General features: G+C 71.4%; 20 protein-coding genes and 1 tRNA gene. 11 read left to right on the top strand and 10 right to left on the bottom strand.

What is annotated here, in order from left to right; genetic code table 11:
* Nucleotides 1-51: 51 nt before the first annotated feature.
* Entirely contained in the window at nt 52-510 is a 459-nt protein-coding gene (locus QSJ33_RS01630; RefSeq protein WP_285722391.1) for a cache domain-containing protein, read from the bottom strand.
* A gap of 201 nt (nt 511-711) precedes the next feature.
* Here QSJ33_RS01630 and QSJ33_RS01625 point away from each other — a divergent pair, with 201 nt between their 5' ends.
* Nucleotides 712-3,849 carry a WD40/YVTN/BNR-like repeat-containing protein gene (locus QSJ33_RS01625; RefSeq protein ID WP_285722390.1) on the top strand — a complete coding sequence of 1,046 codons (3,138 nt, stop codon included), beginning with the start codon at nt 712-714 and terminating at the stop codon, nt 3,847-3,849.
* Nucleotides 3,850-3,853: 4 nt separating this feature from the next.
* On the opposite strand, the gene QSJ33_RS01620 is transcribed toward QSJ33_RS01625, so the two are convergent.
* The 7 genes from QSJ33_RS01620 to QSJ33_RS01590 form a co-directional block, all read right to left on the bottom strand.
* Nucleotides 3,854-4,582 carry an energy-coupling factor ABC transporter ATP-binding protein gene (locus QSJ33_RS01620; RefSeq protein WP_285722389.1) on the bottom strand — a complete coding sequence of 243 codons (729 nt, stop codon included), beginning with the start codon at nt 4,580-4,582 and terminating at the stop codon, nt 3,854-3,856.
* Nucleotides 4,579-5,388, bottom strand: coding sequence for a cobalt ECF transporter T component CbiQ (cbiQ, locus tag QSJ33_RS01615; RefSeq protein ID WP_285722388.1), 810 nt, complete (start codon nt 5,386-5,388; stop codon nt 4,579-4,581). Before cbiQ ends, QSJ33_RS01620 begins: the two co-directional genes overlap by 4 nt.
* Before the next feature lies 1 nt (nt 5,389).
* Nucleotides 5,390-6,385, bottom strand: coding sequence for an energy-coupling factor ABC transporter permease (locus tag QSJ33_RS01610; RefSeq protein ID WP_420801367.1), 996 nt, complete (start codon nt 6,383-6,385; stop codon nt 5,390-5,392).
* Between the two features lie 72 nt (nt 6,386-6,457).
* The gene (locus QSJ33_RS01605) at nt 6,458-7,468 is read right to left on the bottom strand and encodes a PP2C family protein-serine/threonine phosphatase (protein ID WP_285722386.1); all 1,011 of its coding nucleotides are present in this window, start codon (nt 7,466-7,468) and stop codon (nt 6,458-6,460) included.
* Nucleotides 7,469-7,628: 160 nt separating this feature from the next.
* Nucleotides 7,629-7,705 (bottom strand) — tRNA-Lys (locus QSJ33_RS01600).
* 61 nt (nt 7,706-7,766) lie between these two features.
* The gene (trpS, locus tag QSJ33_RS01595; protein ID WP_285722385.1) at nt 7,767-8,756 is read right to left on the bottom strand and encodes a tryptophan--tRNA ligase; all 990 of its coding nucleotides are present in this window, start codon (nt 8,754-8,756) and stop codon (nt 7,767-7,769) included.
* 23 nt (nt 8,757-8,779) lie between these two features.
* Nucleotides 8,780-9,529 carry a site-2 protease family protein gene (locus QSJ33_RS01590; protein ID WP_285722384.1) on the bottom strand — a complete coding sequence of 250 codons (750 nt, stop codon included), beginning with the start codon at nt 9,527-9,529 and terminating at the stop codon, nt 8,780-8,782.
* A 90-nt stretch (nt 9,530-9,619) separates the two neighbouring features.
* Here QSJ33_RS01590 and QSJ33_RS01585 point away from each other — a divergent pair, with 90 nt between their 5' ends.
* Together QSJ33_RS01585 and QSJ33_RS01580 are read left to right on the top strand one after the other, a co-directional pair.
* Nucleotides 9,620-11,224: an aldehyde dehydrogenase family protein gene (locus tag QSJ33_RS01585; RefSeq protein ID WP_285722382.1), complete on the top strand. Its 1,605-nt coding sequence runs from the start codon at nt 9,620-9,622 to the stop codon at nt 11,222-11,224.
* Nucleotides 11,225-11,266: 42 nt separating this feature from the next.
* Nucleotides 11,267-11,455 carry a hypothetical protein gene (locus QSJ33_RS01580; RefSeq protein WP_285722381.1) on the top strand — a complete coding sequence of 63 codons (189 nt, stop codon included), beginning with the start codon at nt 11,267-11,269 and terminating at the stop codon, nt 11,453-11,455.
* A gap of 7 nt (nt 11,456-11,462) precedes the next feature.
* On the opposite strand, the gene QSJ33_RS01575 is transcribed toward QSJ33_RS01580, so the two are convergent.
* On the bottom strand, nt 11,463-11,927 hold the full coding sequence (locus QSJ33_RS01575; protein ID WP_285722380.1) for a hypothetical protein: 465 nt from the start codon (nt 11,925-11,927) through the stop codon (nt 11,463-11,465).
* A gap of 45 nt (nt 11,928-11,972) precedes the next feature.
* Between QSJ33_RS01575 and bshC the strand changes: the two genes are divergently transcribed.
* From bshC to ftsW, 7 genes are all read left to right on the top strand, one after another.
* The gene (bshC, locus tag QSJ33_RS01570; protein WP_285722379.1) at nt 11,973-13,178 is read left to right on the top strand and encodes a bacillithiol biosynthesis protein BshC; all 1,206 of its coding nucleotides are present in this window, start codon (nt 11,973-11,975) and stop codon (nt 13,176-13,178) included.
* On the top strand, nt 13,175-13,963 hold the full coding sequence (gene bshB1, locus QSJ33_RS01565; protein ID WP_285722377.1) for a bacillithiol biosynthesis deacetylase BshB1: 789 nt from the start codon (nt 13,175-13,177) through the stop codon (nt 13,961-13,963). The genes bshC and bshB1 overlap by 4 nt, the downstream gene beginning before the upstream one ends.
* Entirely contained in the window at nt 13,960-14,979 is a 1,020-nt protein-coding gene (tilS, locus tag QSJ33_RS01560; RefSeq protein ID WP_285722375.1) for a tRNA lysidine(34) synthetase TilS, read from the top strand. The genes bshB1 and tilS overlap by 4 nt, the downstream gene beginning before the upstream one ends.
* 4 nt (nt 14,980-14,983) lie before the next feature.
* On the top strand, nt 14,984-16,912 hold the full coding sequence (ftsH, locus tag QSJ33_RS01555; RefSeq protein ID WP_420801366.1) for an ATP-dependent zinc metalloprotease FtsH: 1,929 nt from the start codon (nt 14,984-14,986) through the stop codon (nt 16,910-16,912).
* Between the two features lie 231 nt (nt 16,913-17,143).
* Nucleotides 17,144-17,941, top strand: a complete 798-nt coding sequence (gene folP, locus QSJ33_RS01550) for a dihydropteroate synthase (protein ID WP_285722373.1) — start codon at nt 17,144-17,146, stop codon at nt 17,939-17,941.
* A 9-nt stretch (nt 17,942-17,950) separates the two neighbouring features.
* A complete protein-coding gene (locus tag QSJ33_RS01545; RefSeq protein ID WP_285722372.1) occupies nt 17,951-19,270 on the top strand; it encodes a phosphohexomutase domain-containing protein in 1,320 nt (439 codons plus the stop codon).
* Nucleotides 19,270-20,388 carry a putative lipid II flippase FtsW gene (gene ftsW, locus QSJ33_RS01540; RefSeq protein WP_285722371.1) on the top strand — a complete coding sequence of 373 codons (1,119 nt, stop codon included), beginning with the start codon at nt 19,270-19,272 and terminating at the stop codon, nt 20,386-20,388. The genes QSJ33_RS01545 and ftsW overlap by 1 nt, the downstream gene beginning before the upstream one ends.
* Here ftsW and QSJ33_RS01535 read toward each other — a convergent pair.
* The gene (locus QSJ33_RS01535; protein ID WP_285722369.1) at nt 20,380-21,504 is read right to left on the bottom strand and encodes a TIGR03936 family radical SAM-associated protein; all 1,125 of its coding nucleotides are present in this window, start codon (nt 21,502-21,504) and stop codon (nt 20,380-20,382) included. The genes ftsW and QSJ33_RS01535 overlap by 9 nt on opposite strands.
* A 245-nt stretch (nt 21,505-21,749) precedes the next feature.
* On the opposite strand from QSJ33_RS01535, the gene QSJ33_RS01530 reads away from it, so the two are divergent.
* Nucleotides 21,750-22,436: a lipopolysaccharide kinase InaA family protein gene (locus QSJ33_RS01530; RefSeq protein ID WP_285722367.1), complete on the top strand. Its 687-nt coding sequence runs from the start codon at nt 21,750-21,752 to the stop codon at nt 22,434-22,436.
* The last annotated feature ends 1 nt before the right edge of the window (nt 22,437 follow it).

The following is a 22,437-nucleotide window of genomic DNA, read 5'->3' as shown; positions in this document are numbered from 1 at the left end:
AGCATCCTCCCGCAGGCAGGCCCGGTCCATGACCCAGGGCACGACCCTCGGCTACTCGTAGACGCCGGCGCCGATGATCATGCCGTTGTAGAGCTCCACCCACGAGGCCTTCTTCATGACCTTGTTGCCCTGGGCGGGGTTCAGCTCCTTGTACTCGATCCAGCCGCTCCCCTTCTCCTTCACCAGCCGGGTCCAGTCCTGGATCCAGGCCTTGCCGTCCGGGTCCTTGGCGTTCCACCGGACGATGCCCACCAGCTCGCGGCGCACGCCGTGGGCAAGCACCTTGCCCTCCAGGTCGTAGACGAAGATGTACAGGTCGTTGTTCTTCCCGGCCGTGAAATGGAAGCGCCCCTTGCCGGAGGTCACTTCCTCGAGGAAGGCCTCGCGGGGATTCTTCTTGGCGAAATCCACGGCCTGTTTCACGAAGGCCTTCGCCTGGTCGCGGGTCTGGGCCGCGGCGGGAAGGGAAAGGGCTGCCAGGACAGCTGGCAGGAACCACCGATGACGCATGAAAAGCCTCCTTGGGGCAGCTGGACCGCACGGGTCTCCCCCAACCTACGGCCAAGTCTCTTGACAGGTTAAATATTGGAATACACCAGATTAGGATGAATTCTTCAGCATATTGCCATACGCCGATAATCCCGGCGAGGCGGGGAGCACCCGAACCACCTTCGTATTACGATACTTTTTCTCCCCCTCCCCGGAGCCACCATGGGTCGCCTGCGCCGATTCCTCCTCCCTTTCGCCGTCGGCCTGGCGCTGACCGCCGCCGCGGCCCCGCCCGCGCCCCGGCCCGAGCCCTTCGCGGGCCTGAAGTTCCGCAACCTGGGCCCCTTCCGCGGCGGGCGCGTGGGCGCGGTGGCCGGTGTGCCCGGACAGCCGCAGCGCTACTACATGGGCGCCACCGGGGGCGGCCTCTGGCGCACCGAGGACGGCGGCGCCAGCTGGCGGAACCTCTCGGACGGCTATTTCCGGACCGGCTCCGTGGGCGCCATCGGCCTCTGCGACGGCGATCCCAACGTGATCTACGTGGGCATGGGCGAGGACACCATCCGCGGCAACGTCAGCCGGGGGGACGGCGTGTACCGCTCCACGGACGCCGGGCGGACCTGGACCCACCTGGGCCTGTACGACACCCAGCAGATCACCCGGGTCCGGGTGCATCCCACGAACCCCGACATCGCCTACGTGGCGGCCCTGGGCCACGTCTGGGGGCCCAACGAGGACCGGGGCATCTTCCGCACCCTGGATGGCGGAAAGACCTGGAAGAAAGTTTTGTATGTCGATGACAAGACAGGTGCTTCTGATTTGTGCATGGACCCCACGAACCCCCGCATCCTCTACGCCGGGTTCTGGCAGGTGGGCCGAAAGCCCTGGACCCTGGAGAGCGGCGGCCCGGGCAGCGGCGTCTTCAAGTCCACGGACGGCGGCGACACCTGGAAGCGCCTGGAGGGTGGCCTGCCCACGGGCATCCTGGGCCGCATCGGCCTCGCCGTCTCCCCGGCCCGTCCGGACCGCGTCTGGGCCATCGTCGAGGCCGGAAAGGGCGGCCTCTTCCGCAGCGACGACGGTGGGGCCACGTGGACCCGCGTCAACGACGAGAACAAGCTCCGCCAGCGGGCCTGGTACTACTCCCGCATCTACGCCGATCCGAAGAACGCCGACACCGTCTACGCCCTGAACGTGGCCTTCATGCGCTCCCAGGATGGCGGCCGCACCTTCACGGCCATCCCCACGCCCCACGGCGACAACCACGACCTCTGGATCGCCCCCGAGGACCCCCGCCGCATGATCGAGGGCAACGACGGCGGCGCCACGGTGACGGTCAACGGCGGCGAGTCCTGGAGCACCCTCCTGAACCAGCCCACCGCCCAGTTCTACCGGGTGGCCGTGGACACGCGGAATCCCTACTGGATCTACGGCTGCCAGCAGGACAACACCTCCGTGGCCATCAGGAGCCGGGCCGAGGGCCGGGGCGGCGTCTCCCAGGCCGACTGGCACGCCGTGGGCGGCGGCGAGAGCGGCTGGATCGCCCCGGAGCCGAAGGATCCCGACGTGGTCTTCGCCGGCGAGTACGGCGGCCAGATCACGCGGAATGACCACCGCACCGGCGAGACCCGCATGGTCATGGCCTGGCCGCAGCTGGCCATCGGCATGGCCCCGAAGGACCTGAAGTACCGCTTCCAGTGGAACGCGCCCATCCTCATCAGCCGCTTCGAACCCCACGTGCTCTATCACGCGGCCCAGGTGCTCCTGCGCAGCGCCGACCGGGGCCGGACCTGGGAGGCGATCAGCCCCGACCTCACCCGCAACGACAAGGCCACCCAGATCGCCAGCGGCGGCCCCATCACCAAGGACAACACCGGCGTCGAAGTCTTCGGCACCATCTTCGCGCTGGCCGAGAGCCGGCAGGACCCCGCCATCCTCTGGGCCGGCAGCGACGACGGCCTGATCCACCTCACCCGGGACGGCGGCAGGACCTGGACCGACATCACCCCCAAGGGGCTGCCGGCGAACCTCCAGATCAACAGCATCGACCCCTCGCCCTTCGAGGCCGGAACGGCCTACGTGGCGGCCACGGCCTACAAGCTGGACGACCTGAAGCCCTACCTCTTCCGCACGAACGACTTCGGGAAGAGCTGGACCCGCATCGACACGGGGATCCCCGTGGGCGCCTTCACCCGCGTGGTCCGGGCCGACGAACGCCGGCGCGGCCTGCTCTTCGCGGGCACGGAGACCGGCCTCTACCTCTCCTTCGACGACGGCGCCTCCTGGCAGCCCTTCCAGCGCAACCTCCCCGTGGTGCCCGTCACCGACCTCGCCGTTCATCAGGGCGATCTCATCGTGGCCACCCAGGGCCGGTCCTTCTGGATCCTCGACGACCTGGACAGCCTGCGCCAGTGGAAGCCGGAGGTCGCCGCCGAGCCGCTGCACGTGTTCCAGCCCCGGCCCGCGGTGCGCGCCGACTACGGCCAGGCCTGGTGGATGGAGGACGACGCGAAGCCCCGCGCCCTCGGCCAGAACCCGCCCACGGGGGCCATCCTGGACCTCTGGCTGAAGGAGGCGCCGGACGACAAGGATCCCCTCACCCTCGACGTGCTCAGCGGCACCGAGGTGCTCCGCCGCTTCAGCAGCCGCAAGCCCGAGAAGCCCGAGCCTGATGCCGAGAAGCCCCTGAAGCTGCACGCCGGCTTCAACCGCGTGGCCTGGGACCTCCGCATGTTCCGCCCCCACCTGCTGCCCAAGGCCATCGTCTGGGGAGATACCCGCGGCCCCGAGGTGGCGCCCGGCACCTACACCCTGCGCGTCTCCTACCGCGGCGGCACCGTGAGCCGCGACCTGCAGGTGCTGCCGAGGCCCGGCGTCGCGGCCAGCGGGGCCGAGCTGAAGGCCCAGGCGGACTTCCTCAAGGCCGTCCGCGACCGGGTGACCGAGGTCCACCAGTCCGTCCTGCAGATCCGCGACGTGAAGGCCCAGGTCCAGGGCCTGCTGGACCGCGCGGAGAAGCTGGGGAAAGCCGGGGACCTGAAGGCCCCCGCCAAGGCCCTCACGGACCGCCTGGACGCCCTGGAGGCCCGCCTGGTGAACCCCAAGCTCAAGAGCGACCAGGACGTGCTGAACTTCACCCCGGCCCTGGACCACCAGTTCATCGGCCTCGCCGGCATGGCCGGCGAAGGCGATGGCGCGCCCAGCCCCGCGGCCCTGGCCTACTACGACCAGGAGAAGGCCGTGCTGACCGGCCTCCAGGCCGAGCTCACCCAGGTCTGGGCCGGCGAGCTCGCCGCCTTCGACCGGGCCGTCCAGGCCGCCGGCATCCCGCCGGTGATCGTCGTGCCGGCCGCGAAGTAGCCCCTCAGGCCTCCGGCGGCCAGGCCTCCAGGTCCCAGGACTCCATCCGGGCGCGATCCGCGAGGATCGCCCGGGTGGGGCCGTCGGCCACGAGGCGCCCCCGGTGGAGCACCAGGGTGCGCGGGCAGAGCCTCGAGGCCAGGTCGAGGTCGTGGGTGGCGATGATGCGGGTGTGGGTGAAGGCCTGGAGCAGGCCCACCAGGAGCCGCCGCCCGCGGGGATCGAGGCCGGTGCTGGGCTCGTCCAGCACGAGGATGTCCGGACCCATCGCCAGCACCGCCGCCAGGGCGCAGCGGCGCTTCTCGCCCACGGAGAGGTGGTAGGGCGCCTTCGCCGCCAGGTGCGCCGCCCCCACCTGCCCGAGGGCCACCCGGGCCCGGGCCTCCGCTTCCGGCGGGGGGAAGCCCAGGTTCCGGGGCCCGAAGGCCACGTCCTCCAGCACGGTCGGCATGAACAGCATGTCGTCGGGATCCTGGAAGACCATGCCCACCGTGCGCCGCACCTGGGCCAGGGTCTCCGCCTGCACGGGCAGCTCGCCCACGCGCACCTCGCCGCTGGCGGCGCGGAGCGTGCCGTTTAGGTGCTTCAGCAGGGTGGACTTCCCCGCCCCGTTGGCGCCCACGAGGGCCACGGCCTCGCCGTGGTGCAGGGTGAAGGTGGGGCCGTCCAGGGCCAGGGTGCCATCGGGGTAGGCGTGGCGCAGCTCGCGGACCTCGACCAGGTGGTGGCTCACGACCCACCTCCCGCCAGGAGGCCGCCCAGAAGGGCCGGCAGGGCCAGCCAGCGGCAGAGGAAGAAGAAGGCCGACCAGCCGAGGAGGAAGCCCCAGGCCCCCGTTCCGAAGGCTGTTTGCGCACGGGCGGGCAGGACGCCGTCGAAGCCCCGGGCCCGGAGGGCGGCGTGGACCCGCTCGGCCCGCTCCCAGCTCCGGGTCAGGAGGTGGCCGGCGAAGGCGCCGTACTCCCGCGGCGCCAGGGGGCGACCGAAGGCCCGCAGCTCGCGGGCCTGGAGGGCCCGGCCCGTCTCCTCCCCGGCCAGGAACAGGTAGCGGTGCAGGAAGAGCAGCTGTTGCGAGAAGGCCCTGGGCGCGCCCAGGCGGTCCAGCGCCGCGCAGAGGTCCCCGAAGCCCGTCACCGCCACCAGGGCCGTGGCCGTGACCATCGCCAGCAGGCCGCGCACCAGGAGGGAGGCGAAGGCCAGCCAGCCGCCGCTCACCGCCAGGGGCCCGAGCTGCAGCACCGGAACCCGATCCACCCAGGGCAGGAAGGCCCCGAGCACCAGGATGAAGGGCAGGCCCAGGAGGGTCTTCCGCGCCAACAGGCCGAAGGGCACCTCCCCGAGGGCCGCCAGGGCCACGGGGAAGAGGGCCAGGGGCAGGAGGGCCGACACCTCGCGGGGACCGAAGGAGGCGAGGGTCGCCAGGAAGGCCGCCGTGGCCAGCACCTTGGCGCGCGGATCGAGACGGTGGACCGGCGTGTCCAGCCGGGCCAGCCGGTCGAGCTCCCGGAGGTCGAGGAGCGCCGCCGCCAGGGAGGGCACCTCAGGCCTCCGGCCGGGCGCGGAGGATCCGCCGGCCGCGGGTGATCAGCCATCCGGCTCCCGCCACCAGGCCGAGGGTGGCGGCGCCGCCCAGGAGGCCCGACAGGCTGGTGCCTCGCCGGCTCGCCGCGGGCCCGGCCGGCTCGGTCCCCGGCAGGGCGTACTCAGGCAGCACGGACGTGCGCCGCTGCAGGCGCGCCGCGAAGCGGTGGACGGCTCCGTCCGGCGCGTCCGCCCCGGCAGGCGCCACCCGGGACACGGACCACTCGAGGCCATCGGGACGGCTGGAGGCGGCCCAGGACAGCATCCCGGCGGTCAGCACCGCCGCTCCCAGCACCAGGGCCAGGAGGGGCCGCCCCGCAGGCTCGGGCCGGACCGCCGCCAGCTCCGGTCGCGCCCGCCGCAGGAACCTGAGGAGCAGGGCCGTGGCCAGTCCCTCCGCCAGGCCGATGGGCAGGTGGATGGGCAGCATGGCCAGCAGGAAAGGGCGGAAGGGGAGCCCTGTGAGGCCGGAGAGGACCGTCTCCAGCACCACCGCAAGGGCGCCCAGCTGCAGCGCGGCGACCGCGCCCAGGATCGCCCCGGCGGCGGGGTGGCCCCGGCGGTCCAGGGGCCGGAACACCAGCGGGTAGGCCACCAAGGCGGGCAGGATACCCATGTTGAACAGGTTGCAGCCGAAGGCCAGCAGGCCGCCGTCCGCGAAGAAGAGGGCCTGCACCAGCAGCACCGAGCCCATCACCAGCACCGCCGCCGGCGGGCCCAGCAGGGCCGAGAGCAGCAGGGTGCCCACCAGGTGGCCGCTTGAGCCCGTGCCCGGGATGGCGAAGTTCACCATCTGCACAGCGAACACGAAGGCCCCCAGCACCCCCATGAGCGGCACCCGGCGCTCGTCCTCGTCCCGCCGCAATCGCCGGGAGCAGCCCGCCAGCGCCCCGCCGGAGAGGGCCCAGAAGCTCCCCCCCACCGCCGCGGAAACCAGTGCATCGGCCATGTGCATGCCGCCAGTGTACGAGCCCGGGGCAGACCGTCGCAGCGGGAATGGCTTCGCGGGTCCTGAATCCAGCGTCGGTCAGCTGAACCGCAGGGCCACCAGGGTGACATCGTCCCGGAAGCCGCCTCCGAAGCGCTCGGCGGCCTCCCGGAGCCCGGCGAGGAGGATCTCGACGGGCTCTCCCGCATGCGCGTCGAGGAAGCCGGCCAGGCCTTCCGCCCCGAACTCCCGCCCATCCCCGGTCCCGGCCTCCGTCAGTCCGTCGGTGTAGAGGACCAGCAGATCACCCGGGAACACCGGAACCTCCGCCGCCCGGTAGGTCCCTGCGGCCGTGAGCCCCAGGGCGGGCCCGGTGGGGGCGAGCCAGACCCGGGACCCGTCGGCCCGGCGCAGCAGGGCCGGATTGTGTCCCGCGTTGCAGTACCCCAGGCCCCGGGTTGCCGGATCGAACCGGACCATCACCATGGAGATGAACCGGACCACCCGGAGGTTGTACCGGAAGAGGTCGTTGAGGCGCACGGCCAGACGGTCCAGGGCCATCGTCTCGGGCCCCAGGATGCGCAGGCTGGCCTGGAGGCTGGACATCAGCAGGCTGGAGGAGAGGCCCTTGCCCATGACGTCCGCCACCGCCACGCCCAGGCTGCCGCCCGGACAGGTGTAGAAATCGAAATAGTCGCCCCCGACGATTTCGGCGGGCCGGGTCAGGGCCGCGATCTCCACGCCAGGGACCTCCGGAACCCGCTGGGGGAGGAGGTGCCGCTGGACCTTGGCGGCCAGCTCGAGATCCCGCTCCAGGCCCCGCTTCCTCAGGGCGTCCAGGTCGTCGAGACAGACGTCCTGGGTGAAGTCCAGTTCCAGGAGCTCGGCCTCCACTTCCCCCTGGCAGACGCGGCAGACCCCGAAGCCCCCGCCCTCGAGCCGCTCCAGGGCCGCCTCGTGAGAGGCCATCACCGCTTCCGCCTCCTCGGGACCGCAGGGGCCGAGGGCCAGGGACCGGCGCGAGGCCGGCGTGGCATCCAGCCACAGCCGAAGGGCCTTCTTCCGGGTCAGGATGGCATCCCGGAACCTGATCATCTGATCGGCGCGCATGCGCACCTCCGAGGGTGTTCCAGGTAAGGATAGGAGCTTCAGAAGACCTGGAGCCGACTACCAACCCGAACCTCGGCCGGATGCTCGACGGGAACCAGCCGCCCGCTACTTCCCGGAAAGCAAAAACCCCGCAGAGCTGGTGTCTGCGGGGCTTCTGTCCTGGTGGTCCCTCCCGGACTCGAACCGGGGACCCTCTGATTAAGAGTCAGATGCTCTAACCAACTGAGCTAAGGGACCTGCAAGACCCAAAGTCTACCAGATTTCGGACCGACCGCAAGGGCCAGATCCGCAGCCCCGCTCACAGGGCGGGCATCTTCATGGCCTCCCGCACCTCGGCCAGGGTGGCGGCGGCCACGGTCCGGGCCCGGGCGCTGCCGTCCCGGAGGACGTCCTCGAGGTGGGCCGGCTGGGCGAGGTGGGCCTCGATCTTCTCCCGCACCGGTTCGATGCGACGGGTGATGGCCTCGGCCACGCGCTTCTTGCAGTCGAAGCAGCCGATGCCCGCGCGGCGGCATTCCGTGTCCACCATCTGCACGGTGGCCTCGTCGCTGAACAGCTTGTGGAAATCCATGACCGGGCAGATGTCCGGATTGCCCGGATCGGTCTTGCGGACCCGGGCCGGATCGGAGGCCATCTGGCGGGTGCACTTCTCGAGGATCTCGGTGTTGGTGTCCCGCAGGTAGATGCAGTTGCCGTAGCTCTTCGACATCTTCCTGCCGTCAAGGCCAGGCACCTTGGGCGTCTTGGTGAGCACGGCCTCGGGCTCGGGGAACACCTCGCACTGGTAGAGGAAGTGGAAGCGGCGCACCACCTCCCGGGCCAGCTCCAGGTGGAAGAGCTGGTCCTCGCCCACGGGGACCTTGTGGGCCTTGTAGAGGACGATGTCGGCGGTCTGGAGCAGCGGATAGCCCAGGAAGCCGTAGCTGCCCAGGTCGGCGGCGGCGTTCTGCAGCTTCTCCTTGTAGGTGGGCACCCGCTCCAGCCAGGAGAGGGGCGTCATCATGGAGAACAGCAGGTGCAGCTCGGCGTGCTCCTTCACGAGGCTCTGCACGAAGAGCGTGCTCTGGGCCGGATCCAGCCCCGCGGCCAGGTAGGTGGCGGTGAGCTCCAGGGTGGCGGGCCAGATCTCCCCCACGTTCTCGTACTTCGAGGTCAGCGCGTGCCAGTCCGCGATCATGTAGAACGCCTCGCCCCGGCCCTGCAGGAGCGCGAAGTTGTCCAGGGCCCCCACCAGGTGGCCGATGTGCAGGGAGCCGGAGGGCTGGATGCCGGAGAGGATGCGGTGCATGGGGACTCCGAAACGCGCGTGGATCAGAAGTGGAGGATGAGGCGGGCCACGATCTCGATGCCGTAGAACACCAGGCCGAACACCGGGCCGATGACGTAGCCGAGGAGGCCCGTGAGGGCCAGCACGATGAGGATGCCGCCCATCCAGGGCTGGATCCGGTCGAACTTCGGCAGCCACCGCCAGGGCAGGAAGCCGCGCAGGATGCCCGCGCCGTCCAGGGGCCCCATGGGCAGCAGGTTGAAGAGGGCCAGGCCGACGTTGATGAGCACCAGGCGACCCAGCAGGGCCAGGAAGAGCGTGGCCGTGGTGCCCAGCTGCAGCACCTGCAGGCTCTCCACCTTGCCGGCCAGCAGGGCCCGCACGAACACCCGGTACTCCAGCTCGGGCACGGGCACGACGGCCTTCACCACCAGGAACATGACCCCCAGGAAGACCCCGGCCTGGATCAGGTTCGAGGCCGGCCCGGCGCTGGCCACCAGGGCGTAGCCCACCCGCTGGGTGAACTTCCGAGTGAGCTTGCGGGGATCCACGGGCACGGGCTTGGCCCAGCCGATGAAGGGGAAGCCCGTGGCCATCCCCAGCAGGGGGAAGATGACCGTGCCCAGCAGGTCGATGTGGGCGACGGGATTGAGGGTCATCCGGCCCAGGCTCGCGGCGGTGTCGTCCTCCAGCAGGTAGGCCGCCGTGGCGTGGGAGGCCTCGTGGACGCTCAGGCTGAACAGCAGGGCCACATAGCTGACGAGGATGGTGGGAAGGGATAGGTTGTCGAACACCCGGGCTCCGGCAGAACCTCCATGCTAACCGCTCGGTTGGCCTTCTTCCCCGGGGCCGGGCTATCCTGGGACCTCCAGCCGGGAGCCGCCATGTACCTGAAACCGAATTCGCCGGCCGCAGCCAGCGCCGGGAAGTCCTTGATCGGCTTCAACATCATCAACGGGCGCGAGCTGGAGGGGGATCTCTCCATGATCGAGTCCCGCTCCGCCGTGGACAAGCGCGACCTGGTGGGCGTGTTCCCCGACAGCGGGGAGAAGGACGTGGCCCGGGCCGCCAAGGCCGCGGCCGAGGCCTTCACGACCTGGTCCGCCACCCCCGCCCCCGTCCGGGGCGCGGTGATCCAGCGCGCGGGCCAGATCCTCACGGAGCAGAAGGAGAAGCTGGCCAGGGTCATCACCCGCGAGATCGGCAAGACCCCCCGCGAGGCCCTGGGCGAGGTCCAGGAGGCCATCGACACCTGCACCTTCTTCGCCTCCGAGGGCCGCCGCCTCTACGGCCAGACCGTGCCCTCCGAGCTGCCCGACAAGTCCCTCACCACCTATCGCCGCCCCGTGGGCGTCTGCGGCATCCTGGCCGCCAACAACTTCCCCCTGGCCGTGCCCAGCTGGAAGATCATCCCCGCCATCCTCTGCGGCAACACCGTGGTGTGGAAGCCCAGCGACGACGCCCCGACCATCGCCTACCTCTTCCTGCTGGCCCTGATGGACGCGGGCCTGCCGCCGGGCGTGGTGAACACCGTCAACGGCCGGGGCCGCGCCGGCTGCGGGAAGCACTTCCTGGCGGGCATCGACAAGGGCTTCTACCAGAAGTTCAGCTTCACGGGCTCCACCGCCGTGGGCCGCATGATCGGCGAGGCCTGCGGCCGGAACCTGATCATCCCGAGCCTGGAGCTGGGCGGGAAGAACCCCATGATCGTGATGCCCGACGCCGATATCGACCTGGCCGTGAAGGGCGCCCTCTGGGCCGCCTTCGGCACCGCCGGCCAGCGCTGCACCAGCCTGGCGAACCTCATCCTCCACGAGGCCTGCGCCGCCGAGTTCAAGCAGAAGTTCATGGCGGGCGCGGAGGCCCTGGAGATGGGCAATCCCATGACCGATCCGGACGTGACCTACGGTCCCATGATCAACTCCCGCTTCGCCGAGGGCTTCCGCGAGCACTGGGAGAAGGGCCGTGCCGACGGGGCGAAGCTCCTCTCCGGTGGCGAGCAGTGGACCGAGGCCAACCGTGATGGCCGCGTGAAGGGGCACATCGAGCATGGCCTCTACATGCAGCCCTGCGTGTGGGACGGCGTCACGCCCGACATGTGGCTGTTCCAGAACGAGGTCTTCGGGCCCACCGTGAACCTCACGACCGTGAAAGATTTCGACGAGGCCATGGCCTGCGCCAACGGCACGCCCTACGGCCTGTCCAGCAGCCTCTACACCGAGAACCGGCACTGGGTGGAACGCTTCAAGCGCGAGATCAAGGCCGGCATGGCCAGCATCAACAACAGCACCACCGGCGCCGAGGCCCACATGCCCTTCGGCGGCAACGGCTGGAGCGGCAACGGCACCCGCGAGAGCGGCATGTGGGTGATCGACTGGTACACCCGCTGGCAGGCCGTGAACGACGACGCCTCCGGCCGGCTGCAGCTGGCCCAGATCGAGACCGACTACGGGCAGCCCAAGGCCAAGACGGACTGGTCGGTCCTCTGACCAGCCTGGACGAAGCGCTAGAATGAACCCAGGAGTCCGACCATGACCAAGCCCCTCGTCCCCGCCGATCTGCTGAAGTCCCTCCAGGCCGTGGACAAGCCGGCGGCCGACGCCGGGTCGTCCAAGCCCAAGGCGAAGCCCCAGCCCCAGCCCACGGTGCGCGCCTCCTCCAAGCCCCAGGGCAAGAGCGGCGGAGCCGCCCACATGCGCTCCAGCAACCGGGGCAAGTAAGTCCGGATCACTCGAACCGCCACGCCTGGATGGAACTGACGCGCCGCAGCACCTCGGCCACGAGGCCCGGGAGGGCTTCGCCCCGGGTGCGGACCCGTGCGACGTTTCCGCCGGGCAGATGCACCACATGGATCGAGGCCCCGCCCGGGAAGGCCGGATGGCGGGCCAGGGGCCGCGCCAGGGCTTCCAGGTCCAGCGCCGCGAGCCAACCCCCGGGCAGGGGCGTCGTGCGTGCCCCGGGCACCAGGGCCCCCACTTCGCGGGCCTGGAGCAGCACCAGATGGTGGCGGCCAGCCCAGGTGCCGCGCCAGGCCAGAAAGGGTGGCAGCTCGCCGAAGCCGATGCCGCCCTTCCGCAGCACGGGCCACGCCCTCAGTTCGGCCACGCCGGCTTCGTCCGCCGCCGCCATGGCCAGGCGCGCGAGATCCGGCTCGGCGGGGGGCACCCAGGGCTGGAGATCGTCGAAGGCCATGGGGTCGAGGATGGCATGAACGCCGAGTCCGGGTAGGCTGGGCCCATGGCGATGGACGGGAGCGGATCCGGCGGAAGGGGAGTCCCCAGGCCCGTGGTGGCCACGGGCCAGCAGATCGGCGCGGGCTGGAGCCCGGCCCTCTCCGTGGCCAAGGCCCTGGCGGCCCTGGCGGAGGCCCGGCGCACCGGCGCCGAGGCCGTGTACTGGCTGGCGGACGAGGACCACGACCGTACCGAGGTCGCCGCCGTGGTGGGGACCCGGGACGGCCGCCGGATCCGCCACCGGTTCAGGTTCGAGGCGCCCGAAGGCACCGCCACCGGCTGGCTGCCCTGGACCGGCCGGCACCAGGCCGAGGCCGAATCCCTCTGGGGCCCCTGCCCCGCCCCCGCGGAACCCACCCTGCGGGGCCACGCCCTGGCCCTGGGCGAGCCCCTGTGGCGACGGGGCCTGCGGCCCTTCTCCCCCACGGATCCGGCGGTGCGGGCGCCCATCCAGGCGGTGCTGGAGGGCTGGCGGGCCCTGGACCTGGAGGCCGACCTCCTCCGGCAGGCCGAGCGCCTGGAGGCCGAGGGCGCCCCCCTGCCCCTCGATCCGCGTACCCAGGCCGCCTGGTTCGCCCTGGACCCCGCCACGGGCCGGCGGCGGCGCCTGGAACCCCGCGAATCCCTGCCGCCCGGCCGCTGGCTGAGCCCCGGTGCCGCGCTGCGCCCCCTCATGCAGTCCCTGCTCCTGCCGGTGGAAGCCGCGGTGCTGGGTCCCGCCGAGCGGGCCTACTGGCGCCTCTGCGAGCCCCTCTGGGAGCGCGTCGGACTACCGGCTCCCCGCATCGTCGCCCGCCCCAGCGTCTTCGTGCTGCCGCCCGGGCTGGGCCTGGAGGCCGGCCAGCTGTCGCACCTCCGGGACGGGGACTGGGCCGGCCTCGCCCCCTGGCCTGGTGGCACGGCCTCGGCCCGCCTGCCCGTCCCGGAGCCCGACCCGGCCTGGCCCGAGGCCATCCGGAAACGGTACGCCGCGGAGCTGGACCGCACCCGCACCCGCCTCGGCCGCCTCGACCGCCGGCTGCACCGCGAGTCCGCGGCAGCGGCCCTGGGCGGCGATCCCGAGGGCCTGCGCCAGGCCCTGTTCCCCTTCGGGCGGCCCCAGGAGCGCGTGGTCCCGGGCCTCGAGTGGCTGCGGGACGAGGCGCTGCTGGACCGGATCCTCGACCGCCTGGACGGCCGCACCGATCTCCTTCTCGTGGAGGCCACATGAATGACGGACTCGACCTGCTGGTCCTGGGGGCCCACCCCGACGACGCGGAGGTCCACGTGGGCGGCCTGCTCGCCCTGGCCTCGGACCGGGGCCTCAAGGCCGCCATCCTGGATCTCACCGCCGGCGAGCTCGGCACCCGCGGCACGCCCGAGACGCGGCGGGCGGAGGCCCAGGCCGCCGCGAAGCTCCTGGGAGTGCAGCGCATCGTGATGGACTTCCCCGACGGACGGTTCACCGAGGAGGAGCGCTTCCGGGTGCGCCTCATGGCCGAATTCCGCAGCCTGCGCCCCCGGGTGCTCATCCTGCCCGCCCCCGAAGACCGGCATCCCGACCACCGCCGGGCCCACCGCCTGGGCCGCGAGGCGGCCTACTACGCCGGGTTGAAGAACTACCCCTGCGAGGACGCAGCCGGAGCGACGTCCCACGGTCCGGAGGACCGCCCGAAGGGCGAGGCCCAGGAAGGGCCTCGTGTGGGGAAGCCCTGGCGTCCCGAGGCCGTGGCCTGGGTGGGCGGCGAGCGGCCGGGCGCCCCCGATCTCCTCGTGGATGTGAGCGCCGTGTGGGAGCGCCGCATGGCCGCCTTCGACGCCTTCGGGAGCCAGTTCGACCAGGATCCCAGCCAGCCGCCCACCCGCATCGCCCACCCCGCCTTCCGCCGCGGCGTCCTCGGCCGCGCCATGCACTGGGGCTCTCTCCGCATGTGCGACTGGGCCGAGGCCCTCTGGTGCGAGAAGCCGGTCCCCCCGGCCCTGCTGCGGCTGCTGGCGGTGCTGGAATCCGCATGAAGCGCTTCGAATCGGACCTTCTCGCGCAGATCCAGCGCCGGGGTGACGGCGTGTCGGGCCGGGTGCTGGTGGCCTGCTCGGGGGGCGGGGATTCGGTGGCCCTGCTGATCCTGCTGTGGTCGCTGCGCCGGAGCCTGGGACTGGAGCTCACCGTGGCCCATGTGGACCACGGCCTGCGGCCCGAGTCGGAGGCCGACGCGGAGTTCGTGCGCCAGCTCTGCCGGGCCCTCGACCTCGACCTGGCGGAGGCCAGCCTGGGCGTGAAGGCCCACGCCGCGGACCGGGGCATCGGCGTGGAGATGGCCGCGCGGGAGCTGCGCTGGGACTGGCTCCGCCAGGAGGCTTTGGGCACCGGCGCCACGGCCGTGGCCACGGGCCACACCCTCGACGACCACACGGAGACCGTCCTCATCCGCCTCGCCCGGGGCGGCGGGCTGGGCAGCCTCCGTCCCCTGGCGCCGCGCCAGGGCCCGCGCTGGTCGCCGCTGGTGGAATGCCGCCGTGGCGACCTGCGCGACTACCTCCGCCAGCGCGGGGTGCCCTGGCGGGAGGACCCCACCAACGCCGAGCCCTTCACGGCGCGGAACCGGTGGCGGACATTGCTGGAGGACATCCGCCGGGAGGCCCCGGACCTGGATCGCCACCTCTTCGAGACGCACCTGCAGGCGGAGGAGGCCCAGGCCCTCGCCCACCGGCTGGTGGCCTCCTGGCGAGGTTCGCGCTGGTCCATCGGCGATGGCGAGGTCGTCTTCGCCGCCGGATCCTGGACAGAATCTGAACTCCGCTGGACCCTCGAGACCGCCTTCCGCGAGCTGGGTCATCCCCTGGAAGCCTCGCTCCTGCGCGGCCTCGCGCCCTGGCTGGCCATCCGACTCGGCGCCGTACGCAGCGCCTCCTGGGGCAACTTCTTCCTAAACCCTGAACCTGGGGGCCGGTATCTGCATCTAAGGCAGGGTTCCCCGCCTTCCGGGCCGGGGTACACTGGACCAGGAATGGGGCGCGGCCCCGAGGAGTGACAATTTGAATTCCATGATGAAGAGCGTGCTGGTCTGGCTGGGCATCATCGCCCTGCTCGTGCTGGCCTTCCGCCAGATCCCCCAGAACAGCCGCCAGGTGGAGATCCCCTTCTCCACGTTCTACACCGAGGGCACCGCCGGCAAGTACAAGACCGTGACCCTCTCGGGCTTCGACCTGGAGGGAACCTACAAGGACCCCATCAAGAACCCGAAGACCGGCGAGACCATCGACCGCTTCCGCACCGTGGCCCCGCCCATGCAGGACCTCGGCAAGGTGATCCTCAGCTGGAAGACCGAGGGCCAGCTCGACGAGTTCAAGGCCGCCAAGCCCAGCGAGAACAACTTCGCCTACGTGCTCATGTTCTGGGCGCCCCTCCTGGTCTTCGTGGTGCTCTGGTTCGTGTTCATGCGTCAGGCCCAGATGGGCGGCAACAAGGCCCTCAGCTTCGGGAAGGCCCGGGCCAAGGGCCTCTCCACCAGCGCCAAGCGCATCACCTTCGCCGACGTGGCCGGCTGTGACGAGGCCAAGGAGGAGCTGAAGGAGATCGTGGAGTTCCTGAAGGATCCCGCCAAGTTCGTGAAGCTGGGCGGCAAGATCCCCAAGGGCGTGCTGCTGATGGGCCCTCCGGGCACGGGCAAGACGCTGCTGGCCCGCGCCATCGCCGGCGAGGCCAAGGTGCAGTTCTTCTCCATCTCCGGTTCCGACTTCGTGGAGATGTTCGTGGGCGTGGGCGCCAGCCGCGTGCGCGACCTCTTCGAGCAGGCCAAGAAGAGCGCCCCCTGCATCGTGTTCATCGATGAGATCGATGCCGTCGGCAGGCACCGCGGCGCGGGCCTCGGCGGCGGCCATGACGAGCGCGAACAGACGCTCAACCAGCTGCTCGTCGAGATGGACGGCTTCGAGGGCAACGAGGGAGTCATCCTCATCGCCGCCACGAACCGCCCGGACGTGCTGGATCCCGCCCTCCTCCGCCCCGGCCGCTTCGACCGCCGCGTGGTGGTGGACCGCCCCGACGTGAAGGGCCGCCACGAGATCCTGAAGGTGCACACCACCGACAAGATCCCCCTCAGCCCGGATGTGGACCTGGAAGTGATCGCCCGCGGCACCCCCGGCTTCGCCGGCGCGGACCTGGCGAACCTCTGCAACGAGGCGGCCCTCACCGCGGCCCGGGGCAGCAAGAAGTGGGTCGAGATGGCCGACTTCGAGAGCGCCAAGGACAAGGTCTACATGGGCGCCGAGCGCCGCAGCCTGGTGATGACCGAGGCGGACAAGCGCATCACCGCCTACCACGAGGCCGGCCACACGGTCGTCGCCGTCGTCATGCCCCACAGCGATCCCATGCACAAGGTGACCATCATCCCCCGGGGCCGGGCCCTGGGCGTCACCTGGCAGCTCCCCGTCACCGACCGCTTCAACACCACGCGGGACTACATGGAGAGCCGCATCGCCATCGCCATGGGCGGCCGCATCGCCGAGGAGATCTTCTTCAACCAGCTGAGCACTGGCGCCGCCAACGACATCCAGCAGGCCACCGAGATGGCCCGGTCGATGGTCACGGAGTACGGCATGAGCGACAAGCTGGGCCCGCTGAACTTCGGCGGCGGCCAGCACGAGGTCTTCCTCGGCCGCGACTTCGCCCAGCACCGGGAGATCTCCGAGGACACGGCCCGCCTCATCGATGTCGAGGTCCAGGAGTTCGTCATGCGCAACTACCGCCGGGCGAAGGAGGCCATCGAGAGCCACCGCGACCAGCTGGTGGCCATCGCCGAGGCCCTCCTGGTTCGGGAGACCCTCGATGGCAACGACATCGAGATCCTCATGAAGGGCGGCACCCTGCCCCCCCCTAAGGCTGGCGGCACGCCTACGGCCCCCGCCACCACCGAGGGGGCGGCCACCGGCGCGCCCCTGAACCCGGCCCTCAAGCCGGCCTAGGATCATGGCTCCGTTCGAATGGGGACCGCTCTTCCAGGGCGGTCCCCTTTTCATCGGCATCCTCAATCTCTCGGTATCGCCTGGGGCGATACGCGAGACCACCACGGCCCACCCTGGAGGCCGGCATGTGGGCTGAGCTCACCTCCGAACCGTTGTTCATCGGCATCCTCAATCTCTCGGTATCGCCTGGGGCGATACGCGAGACCGCCACGGCCCACCCTGGAGGCCGGCATGTGGGCTGAGCTCACCTCCGAACCGTTGTTCATCGGCATCCTCAATCTGACCCCGGACTCCTTCAGCGACGGGGGGCGGTTTCTCGCGCCTGCCGCCGCCCTGGCCCAGGCGCAGCGGCTGGTGGCGGCCGGCGCCCGGATGCTCGATCTCGGGGCGGAGAGCACCCGCCCCGGCGCCGAGCCCCTGGATCCGGACACGGAGTGGGCCCGCCTCGCCCCCGTGATCGCACCCCTCCGGGCCGGATGGCCGGACCTGCCTCTCAGCACGGACACGCGCCACCCCGAAGTGGCGGCCCGTGCCCTGGCGGCGGGGGTGGCCGTGCTCAACGACGTCGCCGGGTTCTCGGACCCCGGCATGCTGGACCTGGCCCGGACGGCGGACTGCGGGCTCATCGCCATGCGGAGCCGCCCCGAGGGCCGCGGCTTCCTCATGCCGCCCTACGATGGCGAGGGCGAAACCGATGCCGAGCGGACGCTGGTGGAACTGGCGGACGTCCGGGACCGGCTCCTCGGTGCCGGGATCGCGCCTGACCGTCTGCTCCTCGATCCCGGCTTCGGCTTCGGCACCACCTTCTCGGAGGACCTGGCCCTCTGGCAGGCCCTGCCCACACTCCCGACCCGCCTGGACTGGCCTGCGGGGCGCTTCTGCATCGGGATCTCCCGCAAGCGCTTCCTGGCGGCGCGTGCGGGCAGGCCGGAGCTCCCCCCGGCGCAACGGGACGGCCTCACCGCCGAGGCCCACGCCGAGGCCGCGGCCTGGGGATACCGGGTCTTCAGGACCCACGCCATCGGGTAATCTGGGGGCATGACCCTCCGCTACTTCGGCACCGACGGCATCCGGGGCGTGGCACTGCAGCCGCCCCTCACCCTCGAGGAGGCCACCCGCTGGGGGGCCGCCTGGGCCCAGGTGGCCCGGGAGAACGGGGTCCGCCGGCTGGTGGTGGGGTGGGATCCCCGCACGAGCTCCGGGCCCCTGGCCGAGGCCTTCGTCCTGGGCGTGGGCCAGGGCCTCAAGGTGTCCCTGCTGGGCCTGGCCCCCACGCCCGCCGTGGCCTGGACCGTGGCCCGCCTCAGCGCGGAGGGCCCGAAGACCTGGGGCCTGATGATCTCCGCCAGCCACAACCCGCCCGAGGACAACGGCCTCAAGGGTTTCAACGAGCGGGGCGAGAAGCTGGAGGAACACGAGGAGCAGGCCATCGAGGCGGCCTTCGAGGCCACGCCCGAGCCCACCACTGTCTCCATGCCGCCGGACCGTCTGGACCTGGCCCCGTACCTGACCCACCTGGGCGGCGTGGACCTCCCTGCGGAGTTCGGCCTCGTCGTCGATTGCGCCCACGGCGCCACTGCCGAAGCGGCCCGTGAGCTGTTCCGGGGCGGCCGCATCACCTGGGTCGGCGTGCCGGCGGACGGTCCCCGCATCAATGTCGGTGTCGGTTCCACCCACCTCGACGCCCTGAAGGCCGCGGTGGTGGCCGAGCGGGCCCACCTGGGCGTGGCCTTCGACGGCGACGGCGACCGCTGCCTTCTGGTGGACGGCGCGGGCCGTGAGATCGACGGTGACCAGATGCTCTGGCTCATGGTGCAGGACCGCCTGGCCTGCGGGGATCCCCCGCCGGGCGTCGTGGGCACCCTCATGACCAATGGCGGCCTGGAGCAGGTGCTGAACGAGGCCGGCATCCCCTTCGTCCGCACCGCCGTGGGCGACAAGTACCTCCTGCGCGAGATGGGGCAGCGGGGCTGGGACCTGGCCGCCGAGGCCTCGGGCCATGTGATCCAGAAGCGCGTGGGACCCAGCGGCGACGGCCTGGCCACGGCCCTGGCCATCCTCCGGGCCCTCCTCCACCGGCCGGAAACCACCCGCTGGGACTGGACCTTCCGCCCCTGGCCGCAGCGCCTCGTGAACGTGAAGGCACGGTCCCGGAAGGACCTGAAGATCTGCGCCGCCCTGGGCGAGGCGATGCGGGCCGTCGAGTCCCGCTGGGGCCACGGTGTCCGGCAGGTGGTCCGCTGGTCCGGCACGGAACCCAAGCTCCGCCTCATGGTGGAGGCCCGGGAGCCGGCCTGGGTGGACCAGGCCCTCGCGGAGCTGGAAGCCGCGGCGCGCCGCGACCTGGACCTGGCCTGATGGCGCCCGACGTCCGCCGTCCCGTGGACCGGCTGCTGGCGCTCTTCGCGCTGCTGCTGGTGGCCGTGGGCATGGTGTGGATCTATTCCGCGTCCGCCATCAAGGCCTCCCAGAACCACGCGGCGGCCACGGCCTTCCTGACCCGGCAGATGGTGGGCGGCGGCATCGGGCTCGGCCTCATGCTGGTCCTCTCCCAGGTGGACCTGGCCCCCCTGCAGGACCACCGGCGCCCCCTCCAGATCGCCTACGGGATCCTGGTGATCCTCCTCCTGGCCGTGCTGGCCTTCGGGCCCCGGATCAACGGGGCCCACCGCTGGATCCGCCTCGGACCCCTGAGCCTCCAGCCTTCGGAGCTCTTCAAGCCGCTCTCCGTGCTCATCGCCGCGGGCTGGATGGTTCGGAACCGGGAGGCCTGGTCCAGCCGCCAGGACTCGCTGCCCAAGCTGCTGGGGCTCTTCGGCATCCTGGTGGTACCCCTCGCGCTCATCCTGCGGGAGCCGGACTTCGGCACCACCTTCCTCATCGTCTTCGTCACCCTGATGGTGGTCTTCCTTGGCGGCGCCCCGAAGTGGATCTTCGCCGTGGCCCTCCCCGTCCTGGGCGCGCTGGGCACCGCCTTCGTGGTGCTCTCGCCCTACCGCCTCGCCCGCATCACCAGCTTCCTCAACCCCGAGGCCGATCCGCTGGGCAAGGGGCACCAGGCCCTCCAGAGCCTCGTGGCCGTGGGCAACGGCGGCCTGCTGGGCGTGGGGCTGGGTGCCGGGAAGCAGAAGCTGTTCTTCCTGCCCGAGGCGCACACAGACTTCATCTACGCCGTCATCGCGGAGGAGGCCGGGCTGATCGGCACCACCCTCGTGCTTGCCCTGTTCATCGCCATCCTCTGGCGGGGCTACCGCATCGCCCGGCGGGTGGGGGACGCCTACCTCAAGCTCTGTGCCATGGGCTTCGTGCTGCTCCTGGTGGTGCAGGCGCTGATGAACATGAGCGTGGTGCTCTCTCTGGCCCCGAACAAGGGCATTCCCCTGCCCTTCATCTCCTACGGCCCCAACAGCCTCATCGCCAGCCTGGTCTGCCTGGGACTCCTGCTTTCCATCAGCAAGGAGGCGGGCTCAGCCTAGATGAAGGGGCTCGTCGTCCTCGTCGTCCACGAGGGTGATGTTCGACCCTCCGGAGAGCAGTACCGCGTCCTCGTAGAGGTTGCGCAGCTTGGGCTCGAAGCGCTCGCCCTGGCCCAGGCGGGGATCCTCGCGCAGGGTGAGGCCCTCGCGGACCAGTCCCTGCAGGTCCGCCGGGTCCACGCCCAGCACCGCGCCCAGCAGCTTCAGCGGATTGGTGGCGCCGAAGGCGGCCATGGGCGTGCGGAAGCGCAGCCGGCTCCCCTCCCAGGCCATGGCGGAGACCATGGGCCGCAGGTCCACATGCTTCTCCTGCTTCTGCCCGCCCACCTTGCCGGCCCGGTCCCAAGGGAAGGCGGCCGAGGCCAGGAACCGCGCGGTGGCGGCGTGGGCCTCCTCCAGCCTCTCGGGCGGGCAAGGCCAGGTCCATTCGGATACCTCCGCCAGCTCCGCCACGGGGGTGGCATAGCCGGGTTGTTCGAGCCAGCGGTGGAGCCGGAGCCCCTCCGGCAGGCGCGCGTTGAGCGCCCCCAGCAGCGCCTCGGGCGGGCGGTCCGGCGAGCGCTGGAGAACCACCTCGGCCCACTCCTCGCGGCCGCCGGCACCCGCCGGCAGCGGTGGCCCCATCTGCAGGAGCGGCCGGGGGTGGTGCCCGAGATCCAGGGCCAGGCGCAGGCCCTCCAGCCGGAAGGCTGCGAGGAGGATCCGCTGGAGGTCGCCCGTGTCGAAGTCCGTCGCCGGAGGGACCTTCTCGTACGCGATGCGAACGGAGGCCCTGCGGCTGTCGAGCTGCCAGGCGGCGGCACGCCGCGCCTGGGCCTTCTCCGCCGGAGATGCGAGGCGAAACCGCACCGCCTCCAGCGGATCCGCGCCCCTCGATGCCCGCCGGGCCTCGCGAAGCACGGCGAGGGCCTCCTCCGCAAAGCCGTCGCGGACGAGATCATCGACCTGCGCATCGGCAACGATCACATCACCCGCAGCCACAGCCGCGCGAAGGGCTTGCAGTGGCGCAGCCTCCCGGCTGCCCGCCTGTTCCATGGCCGCCACGGCGGCGGCGAGACGGGCCTCCCGCGCCAGGACTTCGGGCGGAATGGCGTTGGGGCGCGCAGCGGAACTCACCCTCCCAGGATAGTGAATAAATCGAGAGACAGCGGAGGAGGAACCAGGAACCTCGCCCCGATTTCCACAACACCTGTGGGAAGCGCGGCGGAAACCCGGACAAACGCCTTGCTCTGCAAGCCCCTTCCAGGTCTGCTGCGTTTCGGTGGCAGCCCGCGGTGACAGATGCATTGACAGGTGTCCCCGGATTCGTTCCATCCGACCTTTGCCTTCCGGCGCGTCTCAGTCCACCCTGTTGGTACGCCATGCTCCATGATCCCCTCGTTCCTCTCACCCTGCCGGACCCCTGGCCCTTCCCCCGCCGCCAGGCCCAGCGGCCCCTGGCCTGCCGGGAGGGCCGTGACCTGCCAGGGCTGGGTTCGGGTTGGCGCGTCTGCGCCCCCGCTGGCGACGTGGATCTGGGCTCAGCGGAGGGCCTGCCGGGTGCCTTCGGTCGCGGCGGCATCCTCCGCGCGGGCGACGCGGTGCTGCGTCCGTACCGACGCGGCGGCCTGCTGCGGCACGTGAATGAGCGCACCTACCGCACCTCCATCCGCTTCGCCGCCGAGTATGCCGTCCATCGCGCGCTGTGGGAGGCGGGCTTCCCGACCGTGGAACCTCTCGCCTATGCCTGGCGACCCCACCGGTGGGGCGTCGAAGGCGTCTTCATCACGCGGTACGCGGAAGGGGAGCCCTGGCCGCGACGCTGGGACCTCAGCCCCCGCGTGCTTCCGGCGCTGGGCCATGCCCTCGATGCCCTGTGCCACTGGGGACTGTGGGCACCGGACCTCAACGCCACCAACATCCTGCTGCCTCCGGGCGGCGGGATTCTCCTGATCGACTGGGACCGGGCGCGCTTCGCGCCGGCTCCGGATCTCCGCGCCCGCTACGAGGCCCGGCTCCTGCGGAGCCTCCGCAGGCTGGGCGCCCCGCCGGAAGCTTTCCCGTCCTGAG

Source organism: Geothrix rubra, assembly GCF_030268065.1.
Taxonomy (GTDB): Bacteria; Acidobacteriota; Holophagae; order Holophagales; family Holophagaceae; genus Geothrix; species Geothrix rubra.
Note: the sequence above shows the minus strand (reverse complement) of the source record. Positions and strands in the feature narration are given on the sequence as shown.